Origin of the sequence: Streptomyces eurythermus, from assembly GCF_014649115.1 — a bacterium.
Classification (GTDB): domain Bacteria; phylum Actinomycetota; class Actinomycetes; order Streptomycetales; family Streptomycetaceae; genus Streptomyces; species Streptomyces eurythermus.
This window is the reverse complement of sequence record NZ_BMSK01000013.1, coordinates 203,025-229,464: the sequence shown is the minus strand read 5'-3', so window position 1 is coordinate 229,464 and position 26,440 is coordinate 203,025. Positions and strand designations below refer to the sequence as shown.

Below are 26,440 nucleotides of genomic sequence, written 5' to 3'. Positions count from 1 at the left end.
ACGGCCCGGGCGTCTTCCGCGATGTCCGACGCCTTGGTCAGGACCTCTAAGCGGACTCGCGCCGCACCAGTTCCGTGGGCAGGATCACCGCCGCCGGATCCTCACCGCCCAGCTGGGCGAGCAGCACCCGCACCATCTCGTTGCTGATCCGGTCCCACGGCTGCCGGATGGTGGTGAGCGCCGGAGTGGCGGCGGTCGCCGCCGGGGAGTCGTCGAAACCGCCTACGGCGATGTCCTCCGGCACCCGCTTCCCGGCCCGGTGCAGCGCCGCCAGCACGCCCTGCGCCATCAGATCGGAGGCGACGAACACGGCGTCCATGTCCGGCGCCCGCTCCAGCAGCCGCTCCGCGCCCGCCTCACCGCTCGCACGGCTGTAGTCGCCGGAGACGACGAGCCGCTCGTCGGCCGGCAGGCCCGCCTCGGCGAGCACCTCCCGGTACCCGGCGAGCCGCTCCACACCACCCGGGGTGTCCGGCGGACCGGTGACCACACCGATCCGGCGCCGCCCCAGCGACAGCAGGTGCCGCACCATGTCCCGGGCGCCGTCCCGGTCGTCGGCGGCGACGTAACTCACCTTCGAGCCGAGGCCGATCGGCTTGCCGCAGGCGACCAGCGGCACCCCCGCCGCGCGCAGCTCCTCGGCGACCGGGTCGCCGGAGTGGCTGGAGACCAGCAGCACCCCGTCGACGTGCCCGGCGGTGATGTACCGCGTGATCCGGCGCCGTTCGTCCCGCGTGCCCGCCAGCATCAGCAGCAGCGGGATGTCGTGCGCGGCCAGCGCCTGGGTGCAGCCGCGCAGCAGGACGTTGAAGTTCGGGTCCTCGAAGAACCGCTCCTGCGGCTCGGTCAGCAGGAAGCCGACCGAGTCCGAACGCCCCGTTATCAGCGAACGGGCGTGCCGGTTCACGACGTACCCGGTCTTGCGGATCGCGGCGTTGACCGCCTCCTGGGCGGCGGGGCTCACATAGTGCCCGCCGTTGAGCACCCGCGAGACGGTGCCGCGCGAGACCCCGGCCTCGCGCGCCACGTCGTGGATCGTCGGTGCCCTGCGCCGGCCCCCCGTATTGCTCATGGTCATGACTTTACGGCCCCGGACAGCAGATCCAGGCTCCAGAACCGCTGGATGACCAGGAACAGCGCGATCAGCGGAAGCACCGCGAGGAACGCGCCGGTGATCACCAGCGTGTACAGCGCGGGTGTGTTCGCCCCCTGCTCCAGCAGCGTGTAAAGGCCCAGCGTCAGCGGGAACTTCTCGTCGTCGCTGAGCATGATGTACGGCAGCAGGAAGTTGTTCCAGACCGCGACGAACTGGAACAGGAACACCGTCACCATGCCGGGGATCATCATCGGCAGCGCGATCCGGGTGAAGATCCGCCACTCGCTCGCCCCGTCCATCCGCCCGGCCTCCACCACGTCGGCCGGCACGGCGGCGGACGCGTAGATCCGGGCCAGGTAGACCCCGTACGGGGAGAGGATCTGCGGCAGCAGCACGGACAGGTAGGAGTCCGTGAGGTCGGCCTTCGCCAGCAGCAGGTACTGCGGGATCGCGAGGATCACCGGCGGCATCAGCACGCCCGCGAGCAGCACGTTGAACATCGTCTCGCGGCCCCGGAAGCGGTACGTGGCGAGCGCGTAGCCGCTGAACGCCGACACTGCGGTGGACAGCAGGGCGCCCAGACCGGCGTACAGCGCGGAGTTGCCCATCCAGGTCCAGTAGACCCCGCCCCGGTAGGCGTCGAGATCCCTGATGTTGTCGGCGAAACCGGTGCCGGGCAGGAAGGTGAACGTGGAGAACAGCTCGTGCCCGGACTTGGTGGACGCGATCACCACCCAGGCGACCGGCAGCAGCGTGTAGACCGCGCCGAGCAGCAGCGTGAGCGTCGGCACCAGCGCGATCCGGCGCCGCAGCGGAGGGCGCCGCGCCGTACCCGGAGTGGTGCCGGCGGCCGGGGCCGCATCGTGGACGGCAAGAGCACTCATCGCGCCCCTCCTTGACTGGCTTCCCGCTTGTCGCGGCGGTTGGAGGCCCGCAGGAACCCGAACGACAGCAGCAGCGTGACCACGGCGATCAGCGTCGCCTCGGCCGCCGCCGAGTACATGTCGTTGCGGCCGAAGGCGTCCTGGTACACCTTCATCAGCGGACTCCAGGTCGTGTTGACCGAGTTGGTGAGCGGCTTCAGGGTGGTCGGCTCGTTGAACACCTGGAGCGTCGCGATGATCGAGAAGAAGAAGGTCAGCACCAGCGAGGGCGCCACCATCGGGATCTTGATCCGCAGCGCGATCTGCAGCGGGGTGGCGCCGTCCAGCCGCGCCGCCTCGTACACCTCGGCCGGGATCGACCTGAGCGAGGTGTAGATGACGATCATGTTGAAGCCGGTGCCGCCCCAGACCGCGATGTTCGACAGGGCGAGATAGAGCGGACCGCCGTCCAGCAGGTCCGGCTGCGGCAGACCCAGCTTGTCGAGCACGAAGTAGAACGGGCTGACGTCCGGCAGGTACAGAAAGCCCCACAGCAGCGCGGCCACCACACCGGGGATGGCGTACGGCAGGAAGATCGCGAGCCGGGTGAACGGGGCGAGCCGCACCTTTTCGGAGTCCAGCATCAGCGCGAACAGCAGGGCGAGGCCGAGCATCACCGGGACGACGATGCAGCCGTAGCCGAGCACGCGCAGCGCGCCGTGCAGCAGCTCGCTGTCCTGGAGGGCAGCGCGGTAGTTCTCGAAGCCGGCCCAGACCTCCCGCCGGGCGCCCGAGCCCAGGCCGAGCCCGGAGACGTGCACCTTGCGGAAGCTGAGCCACACCGCGTAGCCGATGGGCAGCGCGAAGAAGAGGGCGAACAGGACCGTGGCGGGGAGGAGGAAGGTGTAGGGGGCCGCCTTGACCCCGTACCCCCTCCGGCTGGTCGGGCTGCTCACCGGGAGACCCCGAAGCCCTGCTTCTTCATGTCGGCGACCGTGTCGTCCTGCATCTTCCTCAGGGCGGCGGTGAAGTCCGACTTGTTCTTGGCGGCGGCGCCGAAGGCGTCCTTGAAGGACGTGTAGGCGACGTTCACGTTCGGGCCCCAGGAGGCGGGCGCGGTGGTCTTCGCTATGCCAGCGGCCTTGGTGTAGAAGTCCGGCTGGTTGGAGAAGTACGCCGGCGGGTTGGAGAAGGCGCCGCTGAGCTGGGCGGAGGTGGACGCCGGGTAGATGCCGCCCTCCTTGGCCAGCGCGTTCAGGGCGTCGTGGTCGGTGTTCAGCCAGACCGCGAACTTCGCGGCGGCCTCCTTGTGCGCGGAGTCGGTGGTGACGGCCGTGGAGGAGCCGCCCCAGCTGCCGGTGACGTCCTTGTCCGCCGACCACTGGGGGAGCGGGGCCATGGCCCACTTGCCCTTGGTGTCCGGTGCCGCCGTGGTCAGCGTGCCGGGCGCCCACACGGCGCTCACCCAGGCGATCTGCTTGCCCGTGTTCAACGCCTTGTTCCAGGACGGGGTGTACATCGGCTGGTTGTCGATGGCGCCCTCCTCGACCAGGCCGCCCCAGAACTCGGCGACCTTCCGGGTGGCCGCGTCGTCGATGCCGACCTTCCACTTGTCGCCGGAGGTGCTCCACCACTTGGCGCCGGCCTGCTGGGCGAGGCCCGCGAAGAGACCGGAGTCGTTGGCGGAGAAGGTGGTCAGGTCCTTGTCGGGGGCCTTCTTCTTCAGCTGCCGGGCGGTCTCGGCGAACTGCTCCCAGGTGGTGGGGACCTTGAGGCCGTACTGCTTGAAGAGGTCCTCGCGGTAGTAGAACATCATCGGGCCGATGTCCTGCGGCACCGCGTAGACGGCCTCGGTGCCGAGCGTGGTCTGCTGCCAGACACCCTCGGCGAACTTGTCCTTGACGTCGTCGACGTCCTCGGACACATCGGCCAGGGCGTCGTTGCTGACCAGGGTCGGCAGCGCCTGGTACTCGGCCTGCACCAGGTCGGGGGCCTTCTTCGCCTTGTGCGCGGTGAGGATCTTGGTGACCAGCGTGTCGCCGGACGCCTGCTTCTTCACCGTGACGGTGATCTGCTCCTTCTTCCCCGGCCCCTTGTTCCACAGGTCGACGACCTTGTCCATGCCGGGTGTCCAGGTCCAGTACGTCAGCGACACGGGACCCGACTCGGCCTTGCTGTCGTCCCCGGACCCACAGGCGGCGAGGGCGGTGGCGCCGAGCGACACGGCGACGGCGGTTGTCACGAGGCGACGGCGCTTCGTGTGCGGCATGGTTTCTCCCCTGACCCGGGTCCCCGCCCGCTGCGGGGCCCCGTCATGCAGTTGTGTGCACGCTCACATGACGCGGACGCCCGCCTGCCGGGAGCCCCTGCCATGCTTCTGTGAGCGTTCACAGTAGAGAAACATCCCGGACACTTGTCAATGGTTGTTGCTGTGCGGTTATGTTGGGCCCGCACCGCAGCGGCTGTGTGTGCACGTTCCCATCTGATCGATTTTCCGGGAGAGATCCATGCCGGACACCGCCCCCAGGGGTCTAACGCGGCTCGCCTTCGGCGGGGACTACAACCCCGAGCAGTGGCCGGAATCCGTCTGGCTGGAGGACATCCGGCTGATGCGGGAGGCCGGCGTGACGATGGTGAGCGTCGGCATCTTCTCCTGGGCCCTGCTGGAACCGGCGCCGGGGGAGTACGACTTCGGCTGGCTCGACCGGATCCTCGGCCTGCTGCACGAGGGCGGCATCCGCGTCGACCTCGGCACGCCCACGGTGGTGCCGCCCGTCTGGTTCTACCGGGCCCACCCGGAGGCCCTGCCGGTCACCGCCGACGGCGTGCGCTACGAATTCGGCTCCCGCGGCGCGATCTGCCACAGCAACGCCGACTACCGCGCCGCCGCCGCGAACATCACCACCCGGCTCGCCGAGCGCTACGGCGACCATCCCGCGCTCGCGATGTGGCACGTCCACAACGAGTACGGCGTCCCTGTCTCCGCCTGTTACTGCGACTCCTGCGCGGCCCGTTTCCGCCGCTGGCTCGCGGACACCTACGGCGGCGTGGACGCGGTCAACGAGGCCTGGGGAACAGCCTTCTGGGGCCAGCGCTACACGGACCTCGCGCAGATCAACCCGCCCCGCGCCACCCCGACCGCCGGCAACCCGGGCCAGGCCCTGGACTACAAGCGGTTCGCCGACGCCCTGATCCGGGAGAACTTCCGGGCCGAGCGCGACATCCTGCACCGCCTGTCTCCCGGCGTCCCGGTCACCACCAACTTCATGACCGCCCTCAGCCAGTGCGACTCCATGGACTACTGGGCCTGGGGCCGCGAGGTCGACCTGGTCACCAACGACCACTACCTGATCACCGACGGCCGCCGCACCCACGTCAACCTCGCGATGGCCGCCGACCTCACCCGCTCGGTCGCCGGCGGCGCCCCCTGGCTGCTGCTGGAGCACTCCACCTCGGGCGTCAACTGGCAGCCCCGCAACCCCGCCAAGGCGCCCGGGCAGATGGCCCGCAACTCCCTCGCCCATGTCGCCCGCGGCTCCGAGGGCGCGATGTTCTTCCAGTGGCGCCAGTCCCGGCGCGGCGCCGAGAAGTTCCACTCCGCGATGGTCCCGCACGGCGGCACCGACACCCGTGTCTGGCGCGAGGTCGTCGAACTCGGCGCGTCGGTGGACGCGTTGAGCGGCATCCGGGGCACCCGCACCGAGGCCGACGTGGCCATGCTGTGGGACTGGCAGTCCTGGTGGGCGCAGGGCCTCGACTGGCGGCCCAGCGAGGACCACGACGCGCGCGAGCGTGCCGACTCCTTCTACGAGGCCCTCTACGACCGCCACCTCACCGTCGACTTCGCCCACCCGGAAGCCGACCTGTCCGCCTACCCCCTGGTCGTGGTGCCGGCCCTGTACCTGATGACCGAGGCCGCCGGGCGCAACGTCCGCGGTTACGTCGAGAACGGCGGCACGCTCGTGGTGTCGTACTTCTCCGGGATCGTGGACGAACACGACGCCGTCCACGAGGGCGCCTGCCCGGGCGTGCTGCGCGATGTCCTCGGACTGACCGTGGAGGAGTTCTCGCCGCTGCTGAAGGACCAGCGGGTCCGGCTGACCGGCCCGGACGGGCCCGGGCCGACCGGTGACGTGTGGACGGAGTTCGTCGTCCCGCGCGGCGCCGAGACCGTGTGGCGGTACGCCGACGGGCTCACCGCGGGCCACCCGGCCGTCACCCGGCACCGGCTCGGCCGGGGCACCGCCTGGTACGTGTCCACCCGTCTCGACACCCAGGGCCTGGACGCGCTCCTCGCCCGGGCGGCCGACGACGCCGGTCTCGCCCCGCGCGCCGAACTGCCCCGCGACGTCGAGGTCGTGCGCCGCGGCGGCGAGTCGGGCACCTTCCTGTTCGTCATCAACCACACCGCCGGCGACACCAAGGTGCCGCTGGACTCGCCCGGCACCGAGCTGCTGACGGGCGAACGCGCCGCGGGCCGCCTGGCGGTCCCGGCGGGAGCCGTCCGGGTCGTGCGACTCGACGGCTGAGCCGACTCCCCTCCGCCCGCGTGAGCCGTGGGAGCCGCGGGCGGAGGGGGCCTCCTCCGGCCCACCGCGGGAGGAGCCTCTCCCCAGTTACGTCGAAGGGACGACGGACGATGAAGTTCCATCCCAGACGCACCATCACCGCCCTGCTGCCGCCGCTCGCGGCCGGGCTCGCCCTCACCGCCCTGCCCGCCCAGACCGCCCAGGCCGCGAGCACGCTGACCAACGGCGGCTTCGAGTCCGACGGCACGGGCGCGGCCGTGCCCGCCGGCTGGTCGGAGTACGGCGACGCCGGCGCCTCCTACACCGAGGCCGGCGGCCACGCCGGGAGCTACCGCCTCAGCCACTACTCGGCCTCCGCCTACAAGGTGGAGACCTACCAGTACCTGTCCGGGCTGGCCAACGGGAACTACAAGCTGACCGCGTGGGTGCGGTCCAGCGGCGGACAGAAGGCCGCGTACATAGCGCTCAAGAACTGCGGGGGTTCCGAACAGCGCACCGATCTGCCGGTCTCGTCCAGTGGATGGATCCGGATCGTCACGCCGGTCAATGTGACCAACAACCAGTGCACCATCAGCGTCAACAGTGACGCGAACGCGGGCAACTGGATCAATGTTGACGATCTGACCTTCGCACCCGGCGCCACGAGCACCTCCATCCATGGCGCCGACATCTCCTCCCTCGCCAAGAGCGAGGCCAAGGGCGGCGTCTACCGGACGAGTTCGGGCACCGCCGGCGACGCCCTGCCCATCCTCAGGTCGTACGGCATGAACTACGCGCGCCTGAAGGTGTGGGTGAACCCCGCCGACGGCTTCAACGACAAGGCGCACGTCCTGGCGATGGCCAAACGGGTCAAGGCGCAGGGCATGAAGCTGCTGGTCGACTTCCACTACTCGGACACCTGGGCCGACCCGGGCGCCCAGAAGAAGCCGGCCGCGTGGTCGGGCCACACATACAGTCAACTGAAGACCGACGTGTACAACCACACGTACGACGTGTTGAACGCCTTGAAGGCTCAAGGCACCACCGCCGACATGGTCCAGGTGGGCAATGAGATCAATGGCGGCATGCTGTGGTCCGAGGGGTCGACGGACAACTGGACCCAGCTCGCCGGGTTGATCAACTCCGGCTACAGCGCCGTCAAGGCGGTCAACCCGTCCACCTCCGTCGCGCTGCACCTCGCCAAGGGCGGGGACAAGGCCGGCACCGAGTGGTGGTTCGACAACGCGGTGGCCAACGGCGTCAAGTTCGACGTGATCGGCCTGTCGTACTACGGCTACTGGCACGGTGCGCTCTCCGACTTCCAGACCACCCTGGACGACGCGGCCGTCCGCTACGGCAAGCCGGTGTTCGTCGCCGAGACGGCCTACCCCTTCCGTCTCGACAGTGACGACGCGCTCACCAACCAGATCGACACCACCGGCGAACTCGTCCCCGGCTACCCGGCGACCGTGGCCGGCCAGACCAAGTGGCTGAACGACGTGGCGAGCATCGTGGAGGCCGTCCCGGACGGCCGCGGTCTCGGCGTCTTCTACTGGGAGGCCACCTGGACCGCCGTCCCCGGCAACGGCTGGGACCCGGCGGACGCCGGCTCCGGCAACGGCTGGGAGAACCAGGCCCTCTTCGGCTACGACGACAAGGCGCTCTCCTCCATGACGTGGTTCAGCCACCGCTGAGCCGTCGGCACGGGGCCCGGCCGCGGCACCGCGACCGGGCCCCCGCCACGGGCCTGGGGCGTTATGCCTCTCCCCGGGAACGGGGCCGTTCCTTACCGGACAACGGACGCCGAGTCCCGGACGCGGCGGCGTCGCCCGGGCCACAGTGGGAACACTGCGTACGAGGAGGCCGGGGACGGGAGGCGGACGGATGACGGTGACTTCCCCGGGGACTCCCACGGGCCGGATCCGGGGGACCATCCTGGAGTGGCTCAAGGACCCGGCGGCCCACTTCCCGGCCGGGCGCCGCCGCGATCTCGCCGCCACGGGCGTCACCGCGCGGGCCGTCGCCGCCAAGCTGGGCCTGCCCCCGCGGACCGTCCGCGCCCACCTGGACTTCCTCGCCCGCCTCGGCATGCTGCGCACCCGCCGGATCCGCTGCCGCACCCACTACCGGCGCGACGAGATCCGCATCGCCGAGGTGACCAGGATCTTCGAGAAGGGCTGGTGACGTGTTCTCATCGTCCCGGACGGTCGTCGGCGGGCGTGAGGCGACGCCCGTGAACCGACCCGCGGAACTCGTGTCCCTGCACTACGTCTCCCTGGGCGCGCGCGGCCCCGAGGACGTCGTCCCCGACCCGCACGGGCGGGTGCTGACCGGAGTGGCCGACGGGCGCATCCTCCGCGTCCACCACCTCGGCGACCCGCGCACGGCCCGCACCGAGGTGCTGGCCCGCACCGGCGGCCGCCCCCTCGGGCTGGAGCTCCTCCCGGACGGCGACGTGGTGGTCTGCGACGCCGAACGCGGCCTGCTGCGGGTGGGCACGGACGACGGCACCGTCCGGGTTCTCGCGGACTCGGTGGCGGGGGAGCGGCTCCGCTTCTGCAGCAACGCCGTCGCCCTGCCCGACGGCACCCTGTACTTCACCGTCTCCAGCCGCCGCCACCCCCTGGACCGGTGGATCGGCGACATCGTCGAGCACACCGGCACCGGACGCCTGCTTCGGCTGCCCCCCGAGGGCGGCGAGCCCGAGGTCCTGCTGGAGGGGCTGCGCTTCGCCAACGGCCTCGCCGTCGCGGCCGACGGCTCCTCCCTGGTGCTCGCCGAGACCGGCGCCTGCCGCCTGGTCCGCTACCGGCTCACCGGCCCCCGCGCCGGTCACGCGGAGCCCTTCGCCGACCTGCCCGGCATGCCGGACAACCTCTGGCGCGAGGGTCCCGGCGGCCCGGTCTGGGTCGCCCTGGCCAGTCCCCGGGTCCCCCCGCTGGACCTGCTGCACCGCGCTTCGCCGGCCGTCCGCCGCGCCGCCGCCCGGGCGGCCGTACACCTGCCGTACCGCCCGAGCGGGACCGCCGGCGTCGTGGCCGTGGACGACGCGGGGCGCGTCGTCCACCACCTCGCCCGCCACCGGTCCGGTTTCCGCATGGTCACCAGCGTCTGCGTCACCGGTGACCACCTGGTGCTGGGCAGCCTGTGGGAGCCCGGGGTGGCGGTCTGCGCCCGGCCCGCCGCCCGCTGACCCGGCGGTACGCTGGGTTCCGGCCTTGATCGCCCGACGGGGGCAGGGCCGAAAGAGGAGACGTACCGATGACAGCCCCGCAGACGCGGACCCGTCGCGTCCGCCCCGCCCCACCCCGGCGGTCCGAATGGCGTGCGCAGGCGCCCGTCGTCGCGGTCGTGGCGGCCGGCGGCGCGCTCGGCGCGACGGCCCGCTACGCCCTCACGCTCGCCTGGCCCACACCCCCCGGCGGCTTCCCCTGGGCGACCTTCTGGACCAATGTCTCCGGCTGCGCCGCCATGGGCGTCCTCATGGTGCTCGTCACCGACGTGTGGGCCGCCCACCGCCTGCTGCGGCCGTTCCTCGGCACCGGCGTGCTCGGCGGCTACACCACCTTCTCCACCTACGCGGTCGACATCCGCGGGCTCGCCGACGCCGGCCGCCCCGGCCCGGCGCTCGCCTATCTGGCCGCGACGCTGTGCGCCGCCCTCGCCGCGGTGTGGCTGGCCTCGGCCGCCGCCCGCCGGGTCTTCGTCGGAAGACAGCGATGACCCGCGAGACAGCGATGAGCCGGAAGACAGCGATGACCCGCGAGACACCCATGAGGCGGGGAGGCAGCCACGAGCCGGGTGGCGGCGATGAGCCGGCAGACGGCGTGGAGTCCGGAGGCAGCCATGAGCCCGGAGACAGGCACGAGACCCCGGAGGCGGCGGTGAGCGCGGAGGCGGCGATGATCCCCCGCACCGGCCGCGCCCTGCGGCTGACCGTCTACGTCGGCGAGAACGCCACCTGGCACCACCGGCCCCTCTACTCCGAGATTGTGCACCGCGCGCACGCCGCCGGACTCGCCGGCGCCAGCGTCTTCCGGGGCATCGAGGGGTACGGCGCCTCCTCCCGCATCCACACCTCCCGGCTGCTGTCCCTGAGCGAGGACCTGCCGGTCGCGGTGGTCGTGGTGGACACCGAGGAGCGGATCCGGGCCTTCCTGCCCCGGCTCGGCGAGCTGGCCGGCCGGGGCCTGGTGACCCTGGACGCGTGCGAGGTCGTCCGGTGGACAGGGGCCTGCGACGGCCCGGAGGAAACGGACCCGGAGGGTAAGAAGTCGTTGTGAACTGGCTGCTGGTCGTCGTGGGCGCCATGGTCGGCGCGCCCCTGCGCTACCTCACCGACCGCGCCGTGCAGGCCCGGCACGACTCGCTCTTCCCGTGGGGCACCTTCGTGGTGAACGTCGTCGGCTGCCTGGTCCTCGGCCTGGTCACGGGCGCCGCCTCCGCCGGGGCCGCCGGCCCCCACCTGCGGCTTCTGCTGGGTACCGGGCTGTGCGGCGCGCTGACGACGTACTCGACCTTCTCCTACGAGACCCTCCGGCTGTCCGAGGCCGGCTCCGGACTCTACGCCGCCGGGAACGTCGTGGCGAGTGTGGCGGCGGGGCTCGCCGCGGCTTTCACCGGAGTCTCACTCGCCGGGCTCCTGTGGGCCTGAGCGTGTGCCGCGCGGCCCGGACCAGTGAGTACTGTCTACGGCACTGTCGACCCACTCTTCCCCAGAACTGGATCCCATGAGCGCCATCTCCGTCGGTCAGGCCGTCGTCCTCGGAGTAGTCGAGGGGGTGACCGAGTTCCTCCCGGTGTCCTCCACCGGACACCTCAAGATCGCCGAGGGGCTCATGGACATCCCCGTCGACGACTCGTCCGTCGTGGGGTTCTCCGCCGTCATCCAGGTCGGTGCCATCGCCGCCGTGCTCGTGTACTTCTTCAAGGACATCCGGCGCATCGTCACCGCCTGGTTCCGCGGTCTGGCCGACCGCGAGGAGCGTTACCACCACGACTACAAGTTCGCCTGGTGGGTGATCGCCGCCACCGTCCCGATCGTGGTGGTGGGCCTCGCCGCCAAGCCGCTGATCGACGGCCCGCTCGCCTCCCTGTGGGTGGTCGCCGGCTCGCTGATCCTCGGCTCCGGCGTGATGTGGGCCGCCGACCAGATGGGCCGGCACAAGCGCGGCGAGGACGACACCTCCTTCAAGGACGCGATGTGGGTCGGCTGCTCGCAGATCCTCGCCCTGCTCTTCCCGGGCTTCTCGCGCTCCGGCGCCACCATGTCCACGGCGCTCATCCTGGATCTGGACCGCGTCGCCGCCACCCGGCTGTCCTTCTTCCTCGGCATCCCGGCCCTGACCGGCGCCGGCCTGTACGAGCTGAAGGACGCCCTCGGCGCGGGGGTCGGGGCGGCCCCGCTCGCCGTCGGCACGGTGGTGTCGTTCGTGGTCGCCTACGCCTCCATCGCCTGGCTGCTGAAGTTCGTCGCCAAGCACTCCTTCAACGCCTTCGTGATCTACCGGATCGTCGTCGGCGTGCTCCTGCTCGGCCTGCTCGCCACCGGCACGCTCGGCGGCTGAACCGCCGCCGCTGTTCACCCACGGGGTGCGGATGCCTGCATTCAGGCGCCGCACCCCGTGAATCTTTTCTTACCGGACGCCTTGACAGTGTCTGCCCGCAGCCCGCAGGATCGCTCCCGTGAACCTGTCAGACAGCCAGACAGGTGGTCTCGTCCCCCGGCGCGTCAGCGCGATGGAAGCGGTACTCGACCACCTTCGCGGCGCCATCGAGAGCGGCCGGTACGCCATCGGCGACAAGCTCCCCTCCGAAGCCGAGCTGTGCCGCACCCTCGAGGTGTCCCGGCCCGTGCTCCGCGAAGCGCTGCGCGCGCTGCAGACCATGGGCCTGACGGTCTCCCGCACCGGCAAGGGCACCTTCGTGATCGCGAACACCGTCGAGGACCCCACCTTCGGCGACTACGCGGCCAGCGACCTGCTGGAGGTGCGCCGCCACATCGAGATCCCGGTCGCCGGTTACGCGGCCGTGCGCCGCACCCCGGAGAACCTGGACCACCTGGCCCATCTGCTCGACCGCATGGAGCGGGAGACGGACACCACCGCCTGGGTCGCGATGGACACCCTCTTCCACCTCGCCGTGGCCGAGGCCGCCCAGAACCCGGTCTTCCGCCGGGTCATCGAGGAGATCCGCGACGCACTGGCGCGTCAGTCGGCCTTCCTCAACGAGCTGGGCGGGCGCCGCGAGCAGTCCAACCGCGAGCACCGGGCGATCGTCGAGGCGCTGGTCGACGGCAGCGAACACGACGCCGTGCAGGCCATGAGCCACCACCTGGACCGCGTCGAGACGACCCTCACCGACATCGTCCGCCCCCAGCGGACGCATCCCCTCACGGAAGAAGGCGGAGCCGAGGCGTGAGCGAACAGCACCTCAAAGACGAGACGCGCCCCTCGACCGGCCATGTCGACGCCGGGGACGCCGGCTACAGCAAGGGCCTGAAGCACCGGCACGTCAACATGATCGCCATCGGCGGTGCCATCGGCACCGGCCTCTTCCTCGGCGCGGGCGGCCGGCTCGCCGACGCCGGGCCCTCCCTCTTCATCGCGTACGCCGTCTGCGGCCTCTTCGCCTTCCTGGTCGTCCGCGCCCTCGGCGAACTCGTGCTCTACCGCCCGTCCTCCGGCGCCTTCGTCTCGTACGCCCGGGAGTTCCTGGGCGAGAAGGGCGCCTACACCGCGGGCTGGATGTACTTCCTCAACTGGGCGACGACCGGTATCGCCGACATCACGGCGGTCGCCACCTACACCCACTACTGGGGGATGTTCTCCGACATCCCGCAATGGTTGATCGCATTGATCGCCCTCGCGGTCGTGTTGACCGTCAATCTGATATCGGTCAAGATTTTCGGCGAACTGGAGTTCTGGTTCGCGATCGTCAAGGTCGGCGCGCTCCTCGTGTTCATGTGCATCGGCATCTACCTGCTGGTCACCCAGCACCCGGTCGACGGCCACCACCCCGGCCCGGCCCTGATCACCGGCAACGGCGGCATCTTCCCGCACGGCCTGCTGCCCATGCTGCTGATCATCCAGGGTGTCGTCTTCGCCTACGCCTCCGTCGAGCTGGTCGGCGTCGCCGCCGGCGAGACCGAGAACCCCGAGAAGATCATGCCGAAGGCGATCAACTCGATCATGTGGCGAGTGGGCGTGTTCTACGTCGGCTCGGTCGTCCTGCTGTCGATGCTCCTGCCGTGGAACAAGTACTCCGCAGGCCAGAGCCCCTTCGTCACGGTCCTGTCGAACATCGGCGTCCCGGCGGCCGGCGGCGTGATGAACCTGGTCGTCCTGACGGCGGCCCTGTCGTCGCTGAACTCCGGCCTCTACTCCACCGGCCGCATCCTGCGCTCCATGGCGATGAGCGGCTCCGCCCCCGCCTTCACCTCCCGGATGAGCCGCAGCCAGGTCCCCTACGGCGGCATCCTGCTCACCAGCGGGATCTGCGTCCTCGGCGTCGGCCTGAACTACGTGGTCCCCGCCGAGGCGTTCGAGATCGTCCTGAACTTCGCGGCGATCGGCATCCTCGCCACCTGGGCCATGATCATGGTCTGTCACCTGCTCTTCTGGCGGAAGACCCGGCAGGGCGACCTGACCCGGCCGGCCTACCGGCTGCCGGGCTCCCCCTGGACCGAACTCGTGACGCTGGCGTTCCTCGCCTCCGTCGTGGTCCTCATGTACGCCGACGGCGGCGCCGGACGCACCACCGTGCTCTGTCTGCCGCTGATCGTCGCGGCGCTGGTCGCGGGCTGGTACGCCGTCCGCGCCCGCGTCAGCCGCACCTCCACCGGCGCCGGCGCGTGACCCGCGTCCCGGACGGCCCCGACCCCTTGATACAGGCAGTGATGTACAGCAGTTCCCCCGCCGACGCCCCCTTCGTCCGCGAACCCCTCCACGCCCCCGTCGCCCACCTCGTCCGCGGCGGGGTCGTCGAGGGCATCCACTACGGATCCGTCGTCGTCCTCGACGCCGACGGCCGGGTGCGCTTCCAGCTCGGCGACATCGAGGCGGCCTTCTACCCGCGCTCGGCCCTCAAGCCCGTCCAGGCCGTGGCCATGCTGCGGGCCGGGCTGCCGCTCGACGGCGAACTGCTGTCGCTGGCCGCCGCCAGCCACTCCGGCGAGGAGCGGCACCTGGCCGGCACCCGGCGCATCCTGGAACTCGCCGGCCTCGCCGAGGACGACCTGCGCAACGTGCCCGACATGCCGTTCGACCCGGTCGTCCGGGACGCCTGGGTGCGCGAGGGCCGCATGCCCTCGCGGCTCGCCCAGAACTGCTCCGGCAAGCACGCCGCCATGCTGTGGACGGCCAAGCTCAACGGCTGGTCCCTGGACGACTACCTGGACCCGGAGCACCCGCTCCAGCGGAAGATCGCCGCCACCGTCGAGGACCTGACCGGCCAGCGGGCCGCCCGCGTCACCGTGGACGGCTGCGGCGCCCCGCTGTTCGCCATCTCCCTGCACGGCCTCGCCCGCGCCCTCGCCCGGATCACCACGGCCGCCCCCGGCACCCCCGAGGCCCGGGTCGCCGACGCCATGCGCGAGCACGCCGAGATGGCCTCCGGCTCCGGCCGGGACGTCGCCGCGCTCATGCGGGCCGTGCCCGGACTGCTCGCCAAGGACGGCTTCGAGGGCGTCCAGGTCGCGGCGCTGCCCGACGGCAGGGCCGTCGCCGTGAAGATCGCGGACGGGGCGAACCGCGCGCGGATCCCCGTCGCCGCGGCGGCGCTCGCCCGCGCCGGCGTCGATCCCGCGCTGCTCACCGAGTTCGCGGGGGAGCCGCTGCTCGGCGGCGGCGAGCCGGTGGGGAGCGTGCGGCCCGTGCGCGCCCTCGACCCCGCCCCGGCCACCGCCCGCGCTTAGTACCGCCGGATTCCGCACCCCAGAAAGAGGCCCGCACCCTCATGACCGCCGCCACCCGCCGCGAGCACGACCTGCTTGGCGACCGTGACGTTCCCGCCGACGCGTACTGGGGCATCCACACCCTGCGCGCGACGGAGAACTTCCCCATCACCGGCACCCCGATCTCCGCCTACCCGCACCTGATCGACGCCCTGGCCGCCGTCAAGGAGGCCGCCGCCCTCGCCAACGAGGAACTCGGTCTGCTGGCGCCCGGGAAGGCCGCCGCGATCGTCGCCGCCTGCCGCGAGATCCGCGCCGGGAGGCTGCACGACCAGTTCGTGGTGGACGTCGTCCAGGGCGGCGCCGGCACGTCCACCAACATGAACGCCAACGAGGTCGTGGCCAACCGCGCGCTGGAACTGCTCGGCCACAGCAAGGGGCAGTACACACATCTGCATCCCAACGAGGATGTCAACCTGAGCCAGTCAACCAATGACGTCTACCCGACCGCTGTCAAGGTAGCGACGGTCTTCGCGGTACGTGGACTGCTCAAGGCGATGTCCGTACTCCAGGACGCCTTCGCCCGCAAGGCCGTCGAGTTCCGTGACGTGCTCAAGATGGGCCGTACACAGTTGCAGGACGCGGTACCCATGACGCTGGGTCAGGAGTTCTCCGCGTTCGCCGTCATGATCGAGGAGGACCGCAGCCGTCTCGCCGAGGCCGTCGAGCTGATCCACGAGATCAACCTCGGCGCCACGGCCATCGGCACCGGTCTCAACGCACCCGCCGGGTACGCCGAGGCCGCCCGCCGCCATCTGTCCGCCATCACCGGCCTTCCGCTGGTCACCGCCGCCAACCTGGTCGAGGCCACCCAGGACTGCGGCGCCTTCGTCCAGATGTCCGGCGTCCTGAAGCGGATCGCGGTCAAGCTCTCCAAGAGCTGCAACGACCTGCGCCTGCTGTCCTCCGGTCCGCGCGCGGGCCTCGGCGAGATCAACCTGCCGCCGGTGCAGGCCGGGTCGTCGATCATGCCGGGCAAGGTCAACCCGGTCATCCCCGAGGTGGTCAACCAGGTCGCGTTCGAGGTGATCGGCAACGACGTCGCGATCACCATGGCCGCCGAGGCCGGACAGCTCCAGCTCAACGCCTTCGAGCCGATCATCCTGCACTCCCTGTCGAAGTCGATCACGCACCTGGAGAGCGCCTGCCGCACGCTGGCCGAGCGCTGTGTCTCCGGCATCACCGCCAACACCGAGCGGCTGCGCGCGACCGTGGAGAACTCCATCGGCCTGGTCACCGCGCTCAATCCGCACATCGGCTACACGGCCGCGACCGACATCGCCAAGGAGGCCCTCGCCACCGGCCGCGGCGTGGCCGAACTGGTGCTGGAGAAGGGCCTGCTGCCGGCCGGCCGGCTGGCCGAGCTGCTGCGCCCGGAGATCGTCGCGGGCAGCGGCGCACCAGCCGCCTGACCTGCGGCAAGGCCACCTCGACAAGCTCCGGGAACCGGCCGGGAGGCACAATGGTGATCATGACAACGACGTCGTCCGCCACCTTCCTGCCGGTCCTGGAGCGCATCGCCGAGGAGATCAGCCACACGCCCGGGCGCGGCCGCCCCGCCGACTACATCCCGGCCCTCGCGGCCCGCGACCCGCGCAGCTTCGGCATGGCCGTCGCCGAGCCGGACGGCACGGTGTACGGGGTGGGGGACTGGCGGGAGCCGTTCTCCGCGCAGTCGATCACCAAGGTCTTCACGCTCGCCCTGGACCTGGCCCGCGAGGGCGACGAGCTCTGGGAGCACGTGGGCCGCGAACCCTCCGGCAACCCGTTCAACTCGCTGGTCCAGCTGGAGTACGAGAACGGCATCCCGCGCAACCCGTTCATCAACGCGGGCGCCCTCGTCGTCACCGACCGGCTGCAGACCCGTACCGGGGACGCGGCCGGCGAGCTGCTGGACTTCCTGCGCGCCGAGAGCGGCAACCCCGCCCTCGACTTCGACACGGAGGTGGCCGCCTCCGAGACCGCGCACGGCGACCGCAACGCCGCCCTCGCCCACTTCATGGCGTCCTACGGCAACATCGACAACGACATACCGGTCCTGCTCGACCAGTACTTCCGGCAGTGCTCCATCGCCGCCTCCTGCGCCGACCTGGCCCTCGCCACCGGTTTCCTCGCCCGGCACGGCATCCGCGCCGACGGCAGCCGGCTGCTCAGCCGCAGCCAGGCCAAGCAGGTCAACGCGATCATGCTGACCTGCGGCACGTACGACGCGGCCGGCAACTTCGCCTACCGGGTGGGCCTGCCCGGCAAGAGCGGGGTCGGCGGCGGCATCATCGCCGTCGTCCCCGGCCGCTGCACGCTGTGCGTATGGAGCCCGGGCCTGGACGAACGCGGCAACTCGGTCGCCGGCGTCGCGGCCCTGGACCGCTTCACCACGCTCACGGGCCTGTCGATCTTCTGAACCCGGGGAACGTCTCCGGCACCTGCGGGACGCACCCGCCGCCGACGGCCCCGCCCCGTCCCCTGCCGGTCACGCATCCGCTCCCGCCCGGCAGGACCGGCGTCGCCCACCGGCCACCCGGCGTTGCCACGCTGCCCCGGTGTTGGCCATGGCATTCCCCGTCGAACTCCGCCACTGCCAGGCCCTGGGCCTGGCCGGCACCGCCTTCCTCGCGCTCGGCGGCGAGACGGCCGGCGCCCTGCCGGTCCGGGAGCTGTGGGCGCCCGCCTCGGTGCACGCGGCCCTCGGCCTGGTCGGGGTGTACTTCGGCATCGTCCTGCTGACGGCGGCCTGGCTGTTCCTGGGCCGACTGGTACGCGGCCCGCGTCCGCCCACCCCGCGCGCCCTGCTGCTCGTCCTGGCCCTCTGGGCGGCCCCACTGCTGCTCGCACCCCCGCTGTTCAGCAGGGACGTCTACAGCTACCTCGCGCAGGGCGCCATGGCCGACGCCCACATGGACGTCTACGCCCACGGCCCGGACCGGCTCGGCGGCCCGCTCGCCGAGGAGGTCGCCCCGATGTGGCGGCACACCGCCGCCCCCTACGGCCCCGCTTTCCTGGCCCTGGCCTCCGCGCTGTCCGGGCTGACCCACGGCGAGATCCCCGCCGGCCTGCTCGGCATGCGCCTGGCCGCGCTGGCCGGCGTGGCGCTCATGGCGGTGGCGCTGCCCCGGCTCGCCCGGCACAGCGGCGCCGACCCGGCCGCCGCGCTCTGGCTCGGCGCGCTCAACCCGCTGGTGCTGCTCCACCTGGTCGCGGGCGCCCACAACGACGCCCTGATGCTCGGCCTGCTCGGGCTCGGCCTGGTCGCCGCGCACGGCCCCCGGCCCGCCGCCGGCGCCGCCGGCGCCGTCCTCGTCACCCTCGCCGCCCTGGTGAAGGTACCGGCGGCGCTCGGCCTGCCGGTCGTCGTCGCCCTGCGGATCCGCTCCGGGGACCGCCCGCTGCCGGCCGTCCTGACCACGGCGGCGGCCTCGGCCGCGACCACGGTCGCCGCGACGGCCCTGGCCGGCACCGGCTACGGCTGGATCGGCGCCCTGGGCACCCCGGTCTCCCCGCACAACTGGGCGCTGACCAGCCTGCTCGGCCGGGCGACCGGCGCCCTGCTGACCCGCCTCGACAGCGGACTGGCACCGCTGGCCGTCCCCGCCTGGCACCTGCTCGGGCTCGCGGCCGCCGCCGTCGCCGTGCTGCTGACCGCGCGCAGACTGCGCGCCCGGCCGGTGTACGCGCTCGGCCTGTCCCTGCTCGCGGTCGCGGTGCTCGGCCCGGCGATCCGGCCCTGGTACGCGCTGTGGGGCCTGTTCCTCGTGGCCGCCGCCGCGCCCGGCACCCCGGTACGGCACCGGTCGGCCGTCCTGGCCGGGGTGCTCGCCCTCGCCGTGCTGCCCGGCGGCGGGCCCGCCGACCCGGGGCAGCTGGTGCTGGCGGTCTCCGGCGGGGTCCTCGGTGTCGTCGTCCTGTGGCAGGCCCTCCTGGCCGCCCAGGCCCCGGTCCCGGGACGCCCGGCATGACGGGCCCGAGCCGATCCGGGGGAACGCGCGTACGACCGGAACACTCGGGGCCGCGCACGGACGGGGGCCGGCTGCTGCTGGTCCTGCTGCTGGTGGCGGCCGTCACCGCGTTCACGGCGACCGTGCCGCTGCTGCGGGGCTTCTTCGACCTGCGCGTGTACTACGGCACCGTGCACACCTGGGCGCACCACGGCGGCCGGATCTACGACTACCGGGTGCCGGGCACGGTGTACGGCTTCACCTATCCGCCGTTCGCCGCCGTGGCCATGCTGCCGCTGGCCCTGCTCGGCCGGACCGCGGCGGTCGTCGTGTCCCTGCTGGTGAACCTGGCCGCGCTCGCGGCGGTGCTGTGGGTGCTGGCCGGGCCCGGCCGGCGGCGCCGCGGCTGGTACCGGTGGGCGCTGTGCCTGTGCCTGCTGGCCCTGTTCGAGCCGTTGCGGGACACCTTCAGCTTCGGCCAGGTGAACCTGGTGCTGCTGGCCCTCGTCCTCGCCGACTGCCTGCTGCTGACGACCGGCCGGGGCCGCTGGGCGGGCGCCGGGACCGGGCTGGCCGCCGCGGTGAAGCTGACGCCCGTCCTGTTCATCGGGCTGCTGCTGCTCGCCGGGCGGCGCCGGGCGGCGGCCGTCGCGACGGCGGTCGCCGCCGGTGCGACCGCGCTGGCCGCCTGGGCCGACCCGGCGGCCTCCCGGTTCTACTGGACCGAGGCGCTGTGGGACACCGGCCGGGTGGGGCGGCTCGACTATGTGTCGAACCAGTCGCTGCAAGGGGTGCTGGCCCGCCTCGGCGAGACCGGCCGCCCACTGTGGGCGTCGGCGGTCCTGCTGACCCTGTGCGTCTGGGCGTGGCGGGCGCGCCGGGCGGCCGCGGCCGGCGACTGGCCGGCGGCGTTCGCCCTCACCGGCATCACGGCCTGCCTGGTCAGCCCGATCACCTGGGTGCACCATCTGGTGTGGCTGCTGCCGTCCTTCGCGGTCCTGGTCCGCGCCGGGCGTCCGCGGATCGCGGCCGCCCTGTACGCGGTGCTGTGCACCAGCGTGGTCTGGCTGTGGGCCGGTGACGCCTCGGGCCTCGACGGGTTCCTCGGCGCCAACGCCTACGTCTGGGTCTCGCTGGGTCTGCTGCTCGGCCTGCCGGCGGGTCAGCCGCGGGCCGTCCGGCCGCCCTTGGCCCGCAGCGCCAGCGCCACGGCCCCCGCGCCGAGCCCGGTGAGTCCCGCCACGACGGCGGCGGGGGACCAGTCCGAGTCGTCGTCCGAGGCCGGCGCCCCGGCCGCCGCCACCGGCGCGGCCGACGGCTCCGTGCGGGAGGGCGGGCGCAGTCCGTCCAGCGAGCCCACCGGGTCCACCTGTCCGGCCGCCGCGAAGCCCCAGTCGAGCAGCGCGCGGGCCTCCTCGTACACGGTCAACCCGCCGTCGGCCTGAGGGTTGAGGACACTCACCACGAGGGTGTGCCCGTCGCGGCGCGCCGCGGCCACGAGCGTGTTGCCCGCGTTGCTGGTGTAGCCGTTCTTGATCCCGATCAGCCCGGGGTACGGCGCCACGCCGTCCTCGCCGGTCAGCAGCCGGTTGGTGTTCTCGATGGGGTACGACGAGCCGTCACCGGGGAAGTCGGCCTCGGCGGTGCCGCAGTACCGGGCGAAGTCGGGGTCGCGCAGGCCCGCCCGGCCGAACACCGCGAGGTCGAAGGCGGAGGACACCTGGCCGGGGGCGTCGTAGCCGTCCGGGGAGACGACATGGGTGTCCAGCGCGCCGAGCGAGCGGGCCTTGTCCTGCATCCGGGCGGCGGTGGCCTCCCAGCCGCCGCCGAGCCGGGCGAGGACGTGCACGGCGTCGTTCCCGGAGCTGAGGAACACCCCCCGCCACAGGTCGGCCACCCGGTAGGTGTGCCCCTCCTCGACGCCGACCAGGCTGCTGCCCTCGCCGACGTCGGCCAGTTCGTCGTAGTCCACGGTGTGCTGGAGCCCGCCGGGGAGCGTGGGCAGGACGGTGAGCGCGAACAGGGTCTTCAGGGTGCTGGCGGGGGGCAGTTCGCGGTGGGCGTCGTGCGCGGCCAGCACCTCGCCGCTGCCCGCGTCGGCGATGAGCCAGGAGAGCGCCGAGACGTCGGGCAGCTCGGGGGCGTCCCGGTGCGGCCGGACCTGGGTGCCGGACCTGTACAGCAGGGACGGCCCGGGCATCACCGCCGGGGGGCGGGGCGGGGCGGGTTCCCCGGCCGGGGGTCCGGCGGCGGCAGCGGCCGGTGTGAGCACCAGCAGGCCCGCCACACAGAGGGAGCAGGCCGACACTGCCGCGCGATACGAGAATCCGGTGATCATACGATCAACCTACGAACAGGGTGCGGGTCCCTCACCCCGCCGGGGCCGTTCGGGGCGCCGGGCAACCCGGATGCCGCACCCGGGGCGCCCGGGGCCGGGGTCAGCCGGCCGGGAGGGTGGGCCGGATCTGCCGCAGGAACGCGGCGTTGTCCGGGGTGGCACGCAGCCGTTCGAGCAGGGTCTCCACGGCGGACGGGCCGCCCTCCCGGGAGCGCAGGGCCCGGCGCAGTCCGCGTACGGCGGTCAACTCGGCCGGGGTGAGCAGCAGTTCCTCGCGGCGGGTGCCGCTGGCGTCGATGTCCACGGCCGGGAAGACCCGCCGGGCGGCCAGCTCCCGGTCCAGGCGCAGCTCCATGTTGCCGGTGCTCTTCAGCTCCTCGAAGAAGTACCCGTCGGCCCGGGAGCCGGTGTCCACCAGCGCCGAGGCGAGGATGGTCAGGGAGCCGCCCTCCTCGGCCTGGCGCGCGGCGCCGAAGAACCGCTTGGGGCCGATCAGCGCGCCCGCGTCGACGCCGCCGCTCAGGGTGCGGCCGCCGACGGCGGAGGCGTTGTTGTACGCGCGGCACAGCCGGGTCAGCGAGTCCAGCAGCACGACGACGTCCTCACCGGCCTCGACCAGCCGTTTCGCCCGTTCCACGACCAGTTCGGCGAGGGCGATGTGGTCCTTGGGCGAGCGGTCGAAGGTGGAGGCGTACACCTCGCCGCGCACCGAGCGGCGCATCTCGGTGACCTCCTCGGGCCGCTCGTCGAGCAGCAGGACGATCAGCCGGCACTCGGGGTGGTTGCCGGCCACGGCGGCGGCGAGCTGCTGGAGCAGCACGGTCTTGCCGCTCTTGGGCGGTGCCACGATGAGGCCGCGCTGCCCCTTGCCGACCGGCGCGAGCAGATCGGCGAGGCGCCCGGTCAGTCCGGCGCCGGGGTGTTCCAGGCGCAGGCGACGGTGCGGATGGAGCGGGGTGAGCTCGTGGAAGCGGCGGCGCGCGCGGGGTTCCCCGGGGGCGCGTCCGTTGACGCGCGCGATCTCGGTCAGGGTCCGCCGGTCGCCCCGGACACCCTCGATCAGATCGCCCTTGCGCAGTCCGTGGCGGCGCACGAGGGCTGGTGCGACCTGCGGGTCGGCGGGGGAGGGCAGCAGGCTCGCGGCCCTGAGATGTCCCTTCCCGTGCGCGTCGATGTCCAGGACGCCGGTGACGAGCGGGGCGGCCGGTGCCTGCGGGGCCTCGGAAGGGGGTGCGAGTGTGGTGGTCATGCGGGTGTCCTTTCGCGGACGGAACAGGGAGGAGGAGCGGGGTGAGGCCGCGAGCGGGAGGCGTCTGCGACTGCCTCCGGGCGGCGGAGACGGTGCCTCGGGCGCGGCGGAGAAGGCCCGTCACGAGGCGGTACCGGGAAGCTGACGCGCCGGGGACCGGGGAATCCGGGACAGCGGCGAACCGATCAACTGAGAAGGAGAGACTGGCACCGGCGGCCACTGTGGGCGTGCACGAGTGCTGATAGCACGCTACCACTGGATGGGGTGCTGCGTCCGTGACTCGGACAACAAACCACCGGATCGTGGCATTCCCGCAGGGCCGGAGGCGCCCGCCGGGCCCGCCGACCGCACCACGCAACGGCGAGCGTCCGGCGGGAAGTTGCCGACGACCGGTGCGGACACCCGATCATCGTGCCGGGCCCGTCACCCCGGCCGGTCGCTCGTGGGGGTGGTGATCCGGCGTGGAGCGGACCGTCGCCGCGGGCGGTGCGGCACAGTGAGCGCGTGCCTCGCCGACTTCTTCCGCTGGTGGTCGCCGCTCTGGTGAGCGTCGCCGGCTGCACCACCGTCAACCCCGCCCCCCAGCCCGGAGCCGCCGGCTCCCGGCGCGCCCTCCCGCCGGACGCCGAGACGAGACCGTCGCTCCTGCGGTCCCCGGTGAGCGAGCCGGCCGCCGGGGCGGCGCTCGTGCGCACCGGCGACAGGCACCCCGACCGGCCGGGCCCGGCGGCCCGGACCCGAGGGCCCGCGTCCGGCGGTGGTCCGGCGCCCGCCGCGCCCCGGACCACCCCCGCCGCACCGGCCCCTCAGCCGCGCGCGAAGCGCCGCCCGCCCGTGCGGCACCAGGCCCCCCGGCCCCGTACGGTCTCCCGCCCGCCCGCCGCCGTGATGCGCGCCCTGTGCCGCAGGGCGGACGGCGTGGCGGCCCCCGAGATCGTCCGCCTCTGCCGCGAGACCTACGGCTGAGCCGGACCGGCCGTGGGCGGGGCCCGGCATGAACTCCGAAGCACGCGGCTCCGCCGTGCTCGGCCCAGGGCGGCACCGGGGTCTGCGACGGCGGTCCGCCGTGGCGCCGTAGGCTGCCGGCATGTGCGGTCCCGAGTGCCCAGCGCTCCGCGAACTCGCCGTACAGGACCCGTCGTCGGTCAAACGCGGATACGGCATGCTCGCACCGGAGTTCGATCCCACCTCCGACCACGTGCTGGACGCCGCGGCCGAGGCGCTCGCGCCGCTCGGACCGTTCGCGGACGGGCTCGGCCTGTGCCGCGGCACCGGCGCCGGGACACGGCCGCTCGCCCGGCCGTGCCGCCTCAGCGTCACCGGGGTCGGCTTCGGCGCCGGCATGCTCGACTTCGCCCTGCGGCGGATGCCGCCCGGGTCGCCTGGGTGCGCGGCGGCGCCCGGGCCCTGCCGTTCACCGACGCCTTCGGTCCCGCGACCGGCGTCGGGGTCGTCCGGCCCGGCCTGCTCCCGCCATCCGGACCTCCCGCACCGCCAGGGCCGGCAGTACGGGAGGCGGCTTGCTCCCGAAGGCCGCCCAGCGCGAGACGCGTGGCGCGAAGTCCGTGCCGCCCGGCGCCGATCGGACGAGCGGCGGCCCCGGCGTCTGTGGCTGGGGAATGCCGGACCGCGGCCGCCCGACGGTTTCCGGCCGTGCCGGGGATCGCCGGAGGGGGGCGCGCCCTTGAGCCGGTCCTTCCCCCGGCCCGCGCGCCCCCGCCGTCAGTCGCCCATCGCGTACCGGACCGTCGGGCCGGCCGTCCAGCCGCCGTCCACCGCGAGTTCGGCGCCCGTGACGTAGGCCGCCGCGTCCGACAGCAGGAAGACCACCGCGCCCGCGACCTCCGCCGCCTCGCCGACCCGCCCCATGGGGGTGTTCGGGTAGTTGCCCGGGCCCCGCTCGATGCCGACCGAGGCGGTCATCGGGGTGTAGGTCATGCCGGGGTGGACGGAATTGACGCGGATCCCGGCCGTTCCCAGCTCCACCGCGCCGATCTTGGTCAGTCCCCGCACCGCCCACTTGGACGCGCCGTAGCCGGCGGTCAGCGCCAGGCCCATCAGGCCGGCGGCCGACGAGATGTTGACGATGGAGCCGCCGCCGTTCTCCTTCATCACCGGGATGACGGCCTTCATGCCGATGAAGACGCCGGTGAGATTGATGTCGACGACCTTGCGGAAGCCCTCCACCGACTCCGCTTCCAGCAACGCCCCGGTGGCTATGCCGGCGTTGTTCACCAGCCCGTGCACGGCGCCGAATTCCGCCACCGCGTAGGCCACCACCCGCTCCCAGTCCTCCTCGGACGTCACGTCGTGCGCGAGGAATCGCGCCGCCCGCTCCCCGAGCGCGGAGGCCGTCGCCCTGCCCTCCTCCTCCCGTACGTCGGTGAGGACGACCCGCGCGCCGGCCGCGACGGCCTGCCGGGCCGCCTCCGCGCCCAGGCCGCGGGCCGCGCCGGTGATGATGACGGTCTTGCCGGACAGATCGTTCGTCATGGTTCCTCCGTGCCGTGCGCCGCCGCTGGGAACGCGGGGCGGTGTTGTCGGTACACAGGGTCGAGGTGGTCATGCCCGCGCGTGAACGGCCGGGCCGTCACAGAAGCATCCGCTCGCGGAGCCCGTCCACGGTGCGGGAGTCCAGGCCGAGGCCGTCGGTGAAGTGGGCGCGCAGGCAGCCGTAGCCCTTCCTGACCTCGGCCGGCGCGGCGTCCAGGTACTCCGCGCGTACTTCCCGGAGCGGGATCAGCGGATCCGGGTTCTCCATCATCCCGGCCGCCTTGATCCCCTCGCGGGTCCTCGCGTCCGCGGCGGCCCGGAAGGTGTTCGACGCCAGGTAGTCCTCGCGTGCCGTGGCCTCCGGCACGCCGAGGGCCAGCAGGACGAGGTAGGCCGCCCAGCCCGTGCGGTCCTTGCCGGACGTGCAGTGGTAGAGGAGCGGGAGGCCGTCGCCGCTCGCGAGGGCGCGCAGGACCTCGGCGAACCGCGCGCGGTTGCCGGCGACGGTGACGAAGGCGCGGTAGACCCCGGTCAGGAACTCGGCTGCCTTGCCGTCACCGAGCAGCTGCCGCTGTCTGACCGGGTCCGCGCACGAGAGGGCGTCCTTCGTGTAGGCGTACAGCCCGGAGTCGGTGATGCTGTGGGAGGTGGAGCCGAGGCCCGGGCAGAGGATGTCCGCGCCGTCGGAGTCGACCTCCAGGGGGATCCGGTAGTCGAGGACCGTGCGCAGGCCGAGGCCGTCGAGGGTCACCAGGTCGTCTGGGGTGAGCCTGTTCGGCGCGTCGGAGCGGTAGACCCGGCCGTAACCGACCTGCCGGCCGCTCCGCGTGGGACAGCCGCCCAGGTCACGGAGGTTGGCCGCGCCCCGGAGCGGAAAGTGGCGGATGGTGGTCGGCGAGGCGGACGCGACCGGGGGAGCGGCGGTGACGGCCGTGCCGGTGGTGACGGCCACGGCCGCCGCGGCGCCGAGGAAGGTGCGTCTGGGGACGTCCATGGGAACTCCGCTAC

Annotated in this window: 23 protein-coding genes and 1 pseudogene; 16 read left to right on the top strand and 8 right to left on the bottom strand. The window is 72.8% G+C overall.

The window, feature by feature from the left end:
• Window positions 1–46 precede the first annotated feature (46 nt).
• The 4 genes from IE251_RS25250 to IE251_RS25235 are packed head-to-tail and all read right to left on the bottom strand — an operon-like array spanning window position 47 to window position 4,228.
• On the bottom strand, window positions 47–1,078 hold the full coding sequence (locus IE251_RS25250; RefSeq protein ID WP_189755289.1) for a LacI family DNA-binding transcriptional regulator: 1,032 nt from the start codon (window positions 1,076–1,078) through the stop codon (window positions 47–49).
• On the bottom strand, window positions 1,075–1,980 hold the full coding sequence (locus tag IE251_RS25245) for a carbohydrate ABC transporter permease (protein ID WP_189755288.1): 906 nt from the start codon (window positions 1,978–1,980) through the stop codon (window positions 1,075–1,077). Before IE251_RS25245 ends, IE251_RS25250 begins: the two co-directional genes overlap by 4 nt.
• Window positions 1,977–2,915, bottom strand: coding sequence for a carbohydrate ABC transporter permease (locus IE251_RS25240; protein WP_189755287.1), 939 nt, complete (start codon window positions 2,913–2,915; stop codon window positions 1,977–1,979). The genes IE251_RS25245 and IE251_RS25240 overlap by 4 nt, the downstream gene beginning before the upstream one ends.
• Complete coding sequence (locus IE251_RS25235; RefSeq protein WP_189755286.1) at window positions 2,912–4,228, bottom strand: ABC transporter substrate-binding protein; 1,317 nt, start codon at window positions 4,226–4,228, stop codon at window positions 2,912–2,914. Before IE251_RS25235 ends, IE251_RS25240 begins: the two co-directional genes overlap by 4 nt.
• A 238-nt stretch (window positions 4,229–4,466) precedes the next feature.
• Here IE251_RS25235 and IE251_RS25230 point away from each other — a divergent pair, with 238 nt between their 5' ends.
• From IE251_RS25230 to IE251_RS41200, 15 genes are all read left to right on the top strand, one after another.
• Window positions 4,467–6,488: a beta-galactosidase gene (locus IE251_RS25230; protein WP_189755285.1), complete on the top strand. Its 2,022-nt coding sequence runs from the start codon at window positions 4,467–4,469 to the stop codon at window positions 6,486–6,488.
• Window positions 6,489–6,598: 110 nt separating this feature from the next.
• Window positions 6,599–8,161 (top strand): glycosyl hydrolase 53 family protein, encoded by a 1,563-nt coding sequence (locus tag IE251_RS25225; RefSeq protein ID WP_189755284.1) that lies wholly within the window; start codon window positions 6,599–6,601, stop codon window positions 8,159–8,161.
• 190 nt (window positions 8,162–8,351) lie between these two features.
• Window positions 8,352–8,651, top strand: coding sequence for a helix-turn-helix domain-containing protein (locus IE251_RS25220; RefSeq protein WP_189755283.1), 300 nt, complete (start codon window positions 8,352–8,354; stop codon window positions 8,649–8,651).
• Window positions 8,652–8,700: 49 nt separating this feature from the next.
• A complete protein-coding gene (locus IE251_RS25215; RefSeq protein ID WP_189755282.1) occupies window positions 8,701–9,660 on the top strand; it encodes an SMP-30/gluconolactonase/LRE family protein in 960 nt (319 codons plus the stop codon).
• A 68-nt stretch (window positions 9,661–9,728) separates the two neighbouring features.
• On the top strand, window positions 9,729–10,190 hold the full coding sequence (gene crcB / locus IE251_RS25210; protein ID WP_189755281.1) for a fluoride efflux transporter CrcB: 462 nt from the start codon (window positions 9,729–9,731) through the stop codon (window positions 10,188–10,190).
• Between the two features lie 179 nt (window positions 10,191–10,369).
• The gene (locus tag IE251_RS25205; RefSeq protein ID WP_189755280.1) at window positions 10,370–10,750 is read left to right on the top strand and encodes a DUF190 domain-containing protein; all 381 of its coding nucleotides are present in this window, start codon (window positions 10,370–10,372) and stop codon (window positions 10,748–10,750) included.
• Entirely contained in the window at window positions 10,747–11,121 is a 375-nt protein-coding gene (crcB, locus tag IE251_RS25200) for a fluoride efflux transporter CrcB (RefSeq protein ID WP_189755279.1), read from the top strand. The genes IE251_RS25205 and crcB (IE251_RS25200) overlap by 4 nt, the downstream gene beginning before the upstream one ends.
• 76 nt (window positions 11,122–11,197) lie before the next feature.
• Window positions 11,198–12,034: an undecaprenyl-diphosphate phosphatase gene (locus tag IE251_RS25195; protein WP_189755278.1), complete on the top strand. Its 837-nt coding sequence runs from the start codon at window positions 11,198–11,200 to the stop codon at window positions 12,032–12,034.
• A 172-nt stretch (window positions 12,035–12,206) separates the two neighbouring features.
• Window positions 12,207–12,887 (top strand): FadR/GntR family transcriptional regulator, encoded by a 681-nt coding sequence (locus IE251_RS25190; protein ID WP_189755369.1) that lies wholly within the window; start codon window positions 12,207–12,209, stop codon window positions 12,885–12,887.
• On the top strand, window positions 12,884–14,323 hold the full coding sequence (locus IE251_RS25185; protein WP_189755277.1) for an amino acid permease: 1,440 nt from the start codon (window positions 12,884–12,886) through the stop codon (window positions 14,321–14,323). Before IE251_RS25190 ends, IE251_RS25185 begins: the two co-directional genes overlap by 4 nt.
• A gap of 41 nt (window positions 14,324–14,364) precedes the next feature.
• On the top strand, window positions 14,365–15,381 hold the full coding sequence (locus IE251_RS25180) for an asparaginase (protein WP_189755276.1): 1,017 nt from the start codon (window positions 14,365–14,367) through the stop codon (window positions 15,379–15,381).
• A gap of 41 nt (window positions 15,382–15,422) precedes the next feature.
• Window positions 15,423–16,832 (top strand): aspartate ammonia-lyase, encoded by a 1,410-nt coding sequence (gene aspA / locus IE251_RS25175; protein WP_189755275.1) that lies wholly within the window; start codon window positions 15,423–15,425, stop codon window positions 16,830–16,832.
• 50 nt (window positions 16,833–16,882) lie between these two features.
• Entirely contained in the window at window positions 16,883–17,821 is a 939-nt protein-coding gene (locus tag IE251_RS25170; protein WP_189755274.1) for a glutaminase, read from the top strand.
• Between the two features lie 148 nt (window positions 17,822–17,969).
• A complete protein-coding gene (gene mptB / locus IE251_RS25165) occupies window positions 17,970–19,373 on the top strand; it encodes a polyprenol phosphomannose-dependent alpha 1,6 mannosyltransferase MptB (RefSeq protein ID WP_189755273.1) in 1,404 nt (467 codons plus the stop codon).
• Window positions 19,370–20,797, top strand: coding sequence for a glycosyltransferase family 87 protein (locus IE251_RS41200; RefSeq protein ID WP_229896925.1), 1,428 nt, complete (start codon window positions 19,370–19,372; stop codon window positions 20,795–20,797). The genes mptB and IE251_RS41200 overlap by 4 nt, the downstream gene beginning before the upstream one ends.
• 59 nt (window positions 20,798–20,856) lie before the next feature.
• Here IE251_RS41200 and IE251_RS41195 read toward each other — a convergent pair.
• Both IE251_RS41195 and rho read right to left on the bottom strand, forming a co-directional pair.
• Window positions 20,857–21,552: pseudogene (locus tag IE251_RS41195) on the bottom strand (D-alanyl-D-alanine carboxypeptidase family protein); the annotation flags it as partial.
• 238 nt (window positions 21,553–21,790) lie between these two features.
• Window positions 21,791–22,939 (bottom strand): transcription termination factor Rho, encoded by a 1,149-nt coding sequence (gene rho, locus IE251_RS25155; protein WP_189755271.1) that lies wholly within the window; start codon window positions 22,937–22,939, stop codon window positions 21,791–21,793.
• A 504-nt stretch (window positions 22,940–23,443) separates the two neighbouring features.
• Here rho and IE251_RS25150 point away from each other — a divergent pair.
• A complete protein-coding gene (locus IE251_RS25150) occupies window positions 23,444–23,905 on the top strand; it encodes a hypothetical protein (protein WP_229896924.1) in 462 nt (153 codons plus the stop codon).
• A 756-nt stretch (window positions 23,906–24,661) separates the two neighbouring features.
• Here the strand turns inward: IE251_RS25150 and IE251_RS25145 are convergent.
• Together IE251_RS25145 and IE251_RS25140 are read right to left on the bottom strand one after the other, a co-directional pair.
• Window positions 24,662–25,432 carry a glucose 1-dehydrogenase gene (locus tag IE251_RS25145; RefSeq protein WP_189755270.1) on the bottom strand — a complete coding sequence of 257 codons (771 nt, stop codon included), beginning with the start codon at window positions 25,430–25,432 and terminating at the stop codon, window positions 24,662–24,664.
• Between the two features lie 97 nt (window positions 25,433–25,529).
• The gene (locus tag IE251_RS25140; protein ID WP_189755269.1) at window positions 25,530–26,426 is read right to left on the bottom strand and encodes a tyrosine-protein phosphatase; all 897 of its coding nucleotides are present in this window, start codon (window positions 26,424–26,426) and stop codon (window positions 25,530–25,532) included.
• Between the last annotated feature and the right edge of the window lie 14 nt (window positions 26,427–26,440).

Coding starts and splice junctions, on each gene's coding strand:
- IE251_RS25250 (WP_189755289.1), bottom strand. CDS start 1,078: ATGACCATGAGCAATACGGGGGGCCGGCGCAGGGCACCGACGATCCAC.
- IE251_RS25245 (WP_189755288.1), bottom strand. CDS start 1,980: ATGAGTGCTCTTGCCGTCCACGATGCGGCCCCGGCCGCCGGCACCACT.
- IE251_RS25235 (WP_189755286.1), bottom strand. CDS start 4,228: ATGCCGCACACGAAGCGCCGTCGCCTCGTGACAACCGCCGTCGCCGTG.
- IE251_RS25230 (WP_189755285.1), top strand. CDS start 4,467: ATGCCGGACACCGCCCCCAGGGGTCTAACGCGGCTCGCCTTCGGCGGG.
- IE251_RS25225 (WP_189755284.1), top strand. CDS start 6,599: ATGAAGTTCCATCCCAGACGCACCATCACCGCCCTGCTGCCGCCGCTC.
- IE251_RS25220 (WP_189755283.1), top strand. CDS start 8,352: ATGACGGTGACTTCCCCGGGGACTCCCACGGGCCGGATCCGGGGGACC.
- crcB (WP_189755281.1), top strand. CDS start 9,729: ATGACAGCCCCGCAGACGCGGACCCGTCGCGTCCGCCCCGCCCCACCC.
- IE251_RS25205 (WP_189755280.1), top strand. CDS start 10,370: ATGATCCCCCGCACCGGCCGCGCCCTGCGGCTGACCGTCTACGTCGGC.
- IE251_RS25195 (WP_189755278.1), top strand. CDS start 11,198: ATGAGCGCCATCTCCGTCGGTCAGGCCGTCGTCCTCGGAGTAGTCGAG.
- IE251_RS25190 (WP_189755369.1), top strand. CDS start 12,207: ATGGAAGCGGTACTCGACCACCTTCGCGGCGCCATCGAGAGCGGCCGG.
- IE251_RS25180 (WP_189755276.1), top strand. CDS start 14,365: ATGTACAGCAGTTCCCCCGCCGACGCCCCCTTCGTCCGCGAACCCCTC.
- aspA (WP_189755275.1), top strand. CDS start 15,423: ATGACCGCCGCCACCCGCCGCGAGCACGACCTGCTTGGCGACCGTGAC.
- IE251_RS25170 (WP_189755274.1), top strand. CDS start 16,883: ATGGTGATCATGACAACGACGTCGTCCGCCACCTTCCTGCCGGTCCTG.
- mptB (WP_189755273.1), top strand. CDS start 17,970: ATGGCATTCCCCGTCGAACTCCGCCACTGCCAGGCCCTGGGCCTGGCC.
- IE251_RS41200 (WP_229896925.1), top strand. CDS start 19,370: ATGACGGGCCCGAGCCGATCCGGGGGAACGCGCGTACGACCGGAACAC.
- rho (WP_189755271.1), bottom strand. CDS start 22,939: ATGACCACCACACTCGCACCCCCTTCCGAGGCCCCGCAGGCACCGGCC.
- IE251_RS25145 (WP_189755270.1), bottom strand. CDS start 25,432: ATGACGAACGATCTGTCCGGCAAGACCGTCATCATCACCGGCGCGGCC.
- IE251_RS25140 (WP_189755269.1), bottom strand. CDS start 26,426: ATGGACGTCCCCAGACGCACCTTCCTCGGCGCCGCGGCGGCCGTGGCC.